This is a genomic window from Arsukibacterium sp. (genome assembly GCF_036735525.1).
Lineage (GTDB): Bacteria > Pseudomonadota > Gammaproteobacteria > Enterobacterales > Alteromonadaceae > Alishewanella.
In genome coordinates this window covers 1-3957 of the sequence record NZ_DAINOE010000148.1, presented here as the reverse complement: position 1 = coordinate 3957, position 3957 = coordinate 1, and the positions used below count along the sequence as shown (strand labels likewise).

The window sequence follows — 3957 nt, the reverse complement described above, 5'->3', positions numbered from 1 at the left end:
CCGTGAAGGCGGCCGTACTGTAGGTGCTGGTGTAGTATCTAAAATCATCGCTTAAGCTGATTAAATTTGAAAAAGGGTCCGTCAGGGCCCTTTTTTATCTGCGCATAATCAGGCTAAATCTGCGGCTCTTTGTCTTGCGAAGCTTGTTTTAGTCGGCTGAGACAGTATAATGAGCGGCTATTTAAGATCGGGTGTTGAACCTGATAGTAAGAAACCGAAGGGGCATAGTTCCAATTGGTAGAACAGCGGTCTCCAAAACCGATGGTTGGGGGTTCGAATCCCTCTGCCCCTGCCACATTTCTGGTTGCAGCCAACAGCGGCAACCTACAGGTATAACCCTTGGTGTCTGAGACACCAGAGTGAAGTGAGTTTAAGCATGAACGCAGCAAGCGAGACCCCAAGTAACAGCATGGATCTGGTTAAGTGGATCCTGGTATTTGCCCTTTTGGCCTTGACCGTAGTCGGCAACTATATCTATGAACTGCCAACACTAGAGCGTGCACTGGCTATTGTCGTATTGGGCATAGCTGCGGCGTTAATTGCTGCGCAAACTGTTAAAGGCAAAATTTTTATTAACTTTGCCAAAGAGTCACGCACAGAAATTCGTAAGGTTATCTGGCCTACGCGCCAGGAAACAATGCAAACAACGTTGGTTGTTATCATTGCGACCTTTATCATGGGCCTGTTGTTGTGGGGCCTGGATGCTGTTTTATTACGCGTAGTATCATTTTTTACCGGATTGGGGATCTAAAGCATGGCTGAAAAGATGCGTTGGTATGTAGTGCAGGCGTTCTCAGGGTTTGAGCAACGTGTTGCCACGTCATTACGGGAACATATCAGGATCCATAGTATGGAAGATAAATTCGGTGAGGTACTGGTACCTACCGAAGAAGTGATCGAAATGCGCGCTGGCCAAAAACGCAAATCTGAGCGCAAGTTTTTTCCAGGTTACGTACTGGTTCAGATGGAAATGTGTGAAGAGGCCTGGCATTTGGTGAAAAGCGTACCACGCGTCTTAGGTTTTATTGGTGGGACTTCAGACCGTCCAGCGCCTATTTCTGAAAAAGAAGCGATGACCATTTTAAACCGTCTGCAAGATAACGCTGACAAGCCGAAGCCTAAAACCCTGTTTGAAGCGGGTGAAGTGGTGCGGGTTACCGAAGGTCCATTTGCTGACTTTAACGGCGTGGTTGAAGAAGTCGATTATGAAAAAAGCCGCGTAAAAGTGTCAGTATTAATCTTCGGTCGTGCTACACCGGTAGAGCTGGAATTTGGTCAAGTCGAGAAAGCCTAAATTTAATGGTTGTAACGGGGTGCTGATTAAAATATAATCTTCGCCCTTTTTAGCGTCAGGGGAGCCGTTTGAGTAAGTGTCCTCGCATTTACAAGGCTAAGACCCTATAACAGAGGTGAAACATGGCAAAGAAAGTCACTGCACTTATTAAACTGCAGGTTAAAGCCGGTATGGCAAACCCGTCACCGCCAGTTGGTCCAGCTTTGGGTCAACACGGTGTAAACATCATGGAATTCTGTAAAGGCTTTAACGCCCGTACTGAAAGTCTTGAAAAAGGCATGCCAATTCCAGTGGTAATTACGGTATACAGCGATCGTTCTTTCACGTTTGAAACCCGCACACCACCAGCTTCTTTCTTATTATTGAAAGCGGCTGCGCTGAAGAGCGGTTCAGGTCGTCCTAATACCCAGAAAGTGGGCAAGATCACAGCTGCACAGATTGATGAGATCGTTAAGATCAAACAACCTGACTTAACAGCTGCAGATCATGCTGCTGCGGTGCGTACCATCGAAGGTACTGCTCGTTCAATGGGCTTAGTGGTGGAGGGCTAAACGATGGCTAAATTAACTAAACGCGCTAAGTTAATCCGTTCTAAAGTAGATTCTACTCGCGAATATGATATCAACGAAGCCGTAGCAATTTTAAAAGAGTTAACTGCTGGCAAATTCTTAGAAAGCGTTGATGTAGCAGTGAACCTGGGTATTGATGCCCGTAAATCAGATCAGAACGTGCGTGGTGCTACTGTACTGCCACACGGTACTGGTCGTACTGTTCGCGTTGCCGTGTTTACTCAGGGCGCTAACGCTGAAGCGGCTAAAGCTGCCGGTGCTGACATTGTTGGCATGGAAGATTTAGCTGAACAGGTTAAGAAAGGCGTAATGGATTTTGACGTAGTTATTGCTTCTCCGGATGCGATGCGCGTTGTTGGTATGTTAGGTCAGATTTTAGGCCCGCGCGGTTTAATGCCTAACCCGAAGACCGGCACTGTTACTCCTAACGTCGCTGAAGCAGTTAAAAACGCTAAAGCGGGTCAGGTGCGCTACCGCAATGACAAGAACGGTATCATTCATTCAACTATCGGCAAAATCGATTTCGATGCTGACAAGTTGAAAGAGAACTTAGAATCCTTACTGATTGCGCTGAAGCGTGCTAAGCCATCAGTAGCTAAAGGCATCTACATCAAGAAAGTAACACTGTCGTCTACCCATGGCGCTGGTATTACCTTGAACCAGGCGTCTTTAAGCGCTGTAGTTTAAGCGCTTTACAGAGGGCGTAGCTTAATTTATAATCTCGCCCTCCATTTTTAGGGTAGAAGCCGGCATTTGGATATTAACCAGCACCGGCTTCCGTCCAAGACCGTAGGTGCAACTTGCAATAAAGTTGCTTAAAACATCAACCTACGCAGACGGTGCAGGCCCCAGACAGAATTCTATTCGATCTGGTCTCACCGTAAATCGCGCGCCTGATGGCAACATTAGGCGATGTGTAGGCAACCGGACAAATACCTGTCCGGATGAACCAGGAGTTAAGAGCCAATGGCTATTAAGCTTGAAGACAAAAAAGCAATTGTTGCTGAAGTCCAGGAAGCTGCCAAAGGTGCTTTATCTGCGGTTGTCGCAGACGCTCGTGGTGTCACTGTAGGCAATATCACTGCTCTGCGTAAGCAGGCTCGTGATGCGGGTGTATGGATGCGTGTTGTCCGTAATACCTTAGCTCGCCGTGCAGTAGAAGGCACCGATTTTGAGTGTCTGAAAGATGTATTCGTAGGCCCGACATTAGTTGCGTTTTCTAAAGAGCACCCAGGTGCTGCAGCGCGTATCTTCAAAGATTTCGCCAAAGATAACAAAAACTTCGAGCTTAAGGGTGCAGCTTTTAATGGCGCCACAGTGAACATCGAGTTGTTAGCATCGTTACCAACATACGACGAAGCTATCGCACGCTTAATGAGCACCATGAAAGAGGCAGCAGCCGGCAAACTTGTACGTACAATTGCCGCGGTTCGCGACCAAAAACAAGAGCAAGCCGCGTAATTATACGTTTGGTTTGATGAATAGAGTTTAATTAGGGCTAAGGCCCGTAATTTAGGGATCTGAGAAATGTCAGTGACTAAAGATCAAATTTTAGATGCTATCGCAGCCATGTCTGTAATGGACGTAGTTGAGTTAGTAACTGCAATGGAAGAAAAATTCGGTGTATCTGCTGCTGCAGCTGTTGCTGTTGCTGCTGGTCCAGCTGCTGCTGTTGAAGAGCAAACTGAATTTAACGTAATCTTAGCCTCTATTGGCGCGAACAAAGTATCTGTTATCAAAGCAGTACGTGGCGCTACCGGTTTAGGCCTGAAAGAAGCGAAAGACTTGGTTGAGTCAGCTCCTGCTGCCATCAAAGAAGCCGTTTCTAAAGCAGAAGCAGAAGCTCTTAAGAAAGATCTTGAAGAAGCTGGTGCATCTGTTGAAGTTAAATAATCTGGTGCAAACCAGATTAGCTGCCTGAGTTTCAGGCCGGGCTGGTGATGAATTAATCACCGGCCTTTTTGCGCTGTGGGACAATGATTTCCCCACCCCTGCTGTTACCATGTCTGGTAGCAATAAATTACCGGTAATTCGGTAGTTGGGAAAAAAATCAGCAAGCTGAGGAACCCCATGACTTACTCTTATTCTGAGAAG

General features: G+C 46.6%; 6 protein-coding genes and 1 tRNA gene. All 7 read left to right on the top strand.

The features are described 5' to 3' along the window. Positions 1-218: 218 nt before the first annotated feature. The 7 genes from V7D78_RS16370 to rplL all read left to right on the top strand — a co-directional run bounded on the left by V7D78_RS16370 (position 219) and on the right by rplL (position 3756). Positions 219-295 (top strand) — tRNA-Trp (locus tag V7D78_RS16370). An 81-nt stretch (positions 296-376) separates the two neighbouring features. After that, positions 377-751 carry a preprotein translocase subunit SecE gene (gene secE / locus V7D78_RS16365; RefSeq protein WP_333609528.1) on the top strand — a complete coding sequence of 125 codons (375 nt, stop codon included), beginning with the start codon at positions 377-379 and terminating at the stop codon, positions 749-751. Positions 752-766: 15 nt separating this feature from the next. Then, positions 767-1294: a transcription termination/antitermination protein NusG gene (gene nusG / locus V7D78_RS16360; RefSeq protein WP_442886697.1), complete on the top strand. Its 528-nt coding sequence runs from the start codon at positions 767-769 to the stop codon at positions 1292-1294. Positions 1295-1416: 122 nt separating this feature from the next. Continuing rightward, positions 1417-1845, top strand: a complete 429-nt coding sequence (rplK, locus tag V7D78_RS16355; protein WP_333609526.1) for a 50S ribosomal protein L11 — start codon at positions 1417-1419, stop codon at positions 1843-1845. Between the two features lie 3 nt (positions 1846-1848). Next, positions 1849-2550 (top strand): 50S ribosomal protein L1, encoded by a 702-nt coding sequence (gene rplA, locus V7D78_RS16350; RefSeq protein ID WP_333609525.1) that lies wholly within the window; start codon positions 1849-1851, stop codon positions 2548-2550. A 279-nt stretch (positions 2551-2829) separates the two neighbouring features. Next, on the top strand, positions 2830-3324 hold the full coding sequence (gene rplJ / locus V7D78_RS16345; protein ID WP_333609524.1) for a 50S ribosomal protein L10: 495 nt from the start codon (positions 2830-2832) through the stop codon (positions 3322-3324). Between the two features lie 66 nt (positions 3325-3390). Next, positions 3391-3756: a 50S ribosomal protein L7/L12 gene (rplL, locus tag V7D78_RS16340; RefSeq protein WP_333609523.1), complete on the top strand. Its 366-nt coding sequence runs from the start codon at positions 3391-3393 to the stop codon at positions 3754-3756. Positions 3757-3957: the final 201 nt, after the last annotated feature.